This is a genomic window from Rhodococcus marinonascens NBRC 14363, from assembly GCF_001894885.1.
GTDB classification, from domain to species: Bacteria; Actinomycetota; Actinomycetes; order Mycobacteriales; family Mycobacteriaceae; genus Rhodococcus_F; species Rhodococcus_F marinonascens.
In genome coordinates, this window is the sequence record NZ_BCXB01000117.1 from 1 (window position 1) to 1,543 (window position 1,543).

The 1,543-nt window shown below is 60.0% G+C and carries 1 protein-coding gene and 1 pseudogene; one reads left to right on the forward strand and one right to left on the reverse strand.

The window, feature by feature from the left end; translation table 11 throughout:
* Positions 1-202: pseudogene (locus RM2_RS23090) on the reverse strand (hypothetical protein); the annotation flags it as partial.
* Positions 203-564: 362 nt separating this feature from the next.
* Between RM2_RS23090 and RM2_RS23095 the strand changes: the two are divergent.
* Positions 565-1,278 (forward strand): hypothetical protein, encoded by a 714-nt coding sequence (locus RM2_RS23095; RefSeq protein ID WP_139277935.1) that lies wholly within the window; start codon positions 565-567, stop codon positions 1,276-1,278.
* Positions 1,279-1,543 lie beyond the last annotated feature (265 nt).

Sequence of the window (1,543 nt, forward strand, 5' to 3'; positions counted from 1 at the left end):
GGTCGTCGCCGATGTGCCAGACGACGTCGCCGTCGTCGAGGCTGATGTTCGATGCGAGGGCATCGGCCTCGGAGGGTGGGACGAAGCGCTCGTCGACCTCGCGCGCCAGGGCCTGGATGTGGCTGGCTCCCATCGGGCGATGCACCGCCCACACTCCTCCCCCGTCGCCGACCGGTTCCTGGTCGATCACCTGCACCGTCACCAGCACTGCCCTCCCATTGCCTCGAGCATCATCTTCTTCTCGTCTCCAACTCGACGACTCACCCAACACCATACATAGAGACCTCTCAAAGTATACGCGTTGCGTACTGGGACGACGACCGGCACAGGAAAAAAGTGTCGACTTGCAGCGAAGATTAGCGAGACACGACGCAAGCTCAACTAGCATGCCTACCCCAGTCGCGGCCTCTGACCTGGGGTTTTCATCGGTATCCTGATCGAACATGGGATCAGGCCAGCTAAAATACGCCGCTAATCTAGGTGAAATCCTCGGCGGCTCAGGTTCGCGCAGAGTAGCGTCCAGTCAGTCGCAACCAGCCTGGGAACTACAACTAGGCTGGCTCCGTGACTGACACTGATACCGTGCTCGACGCGGAGTACCGGATGCTCATTCGTTCACTGCACAGAGAAACGATCGAAACGATCGTTGCGGTTGAAAGCTGGTGGACACCGGCCTGTATCCGGATTGTTAGCTTAGGTGACTACGAACCTGACCAAGACGAGGGTCCGGACTCGAAGTCCGCTGCCGATGCGGTCGAAGAGCAGTGGCGGAGTGTGGTGCATCCCCGATTGTTGACCCTCGTCCATGGACATCCGGATCCGGACGTTCGGGATGCAGCCGACTTCCTCGCCAAGCGGTTATGGTCAATGATCCTTCTTTTGGACGTAGGCAGGAGGAGCCGGTCGGAGGATGAAAACACTGTCGCGGTCCACCTGGTTCACGATGGGTTCAAGCGCCTGCACCGAGCGGCATATCATGCTCCCTTCCGCATCAGTCGACCTGCGCCTCGGTACGACGGCCTGCAAGTTGGAAATACTGAACCGCTGCCGGGACGGCTACTTGGCATGATTCAGCAGCTTCAATCCAAGGGGGCGTTAGGGGATGGGCACCCGCTGCGGGGACGCGGGATTCCCGAGGCCGTGGAGCTGCTATCGGACATCTTTTTCATGCCCGAAGAGGATCGCAATGCAAGGCTCAATGGACTCAATGTCGAGGTACCGACGACCGGGGAGTCGGAAGCTGAGAGTGACAATCTCAAATTCGGATTCGCTCCGTAGCGCTGATCGCCTGTGAAGTGGTCCGCATGCGCAACCCTTGCATGGGACGACTGCACCCCGCCGCTTTCGTCAACGGAGACCGCCGATCCCGTGCCCAGCGAGTGACGGCAGCGGCCCGCCCACCGTGCCGGAAAGGAAGCCGCGTCGCCCGTCGGATCTCGGCACCGATGGCTGCGCGTATTTCGTCAACTTCGACCATGCGGTGCTCTGCACTCATGCAGAGCAATCTAGCCGGATCGAAGTTGTTGTCTAACACGCGCGGTGA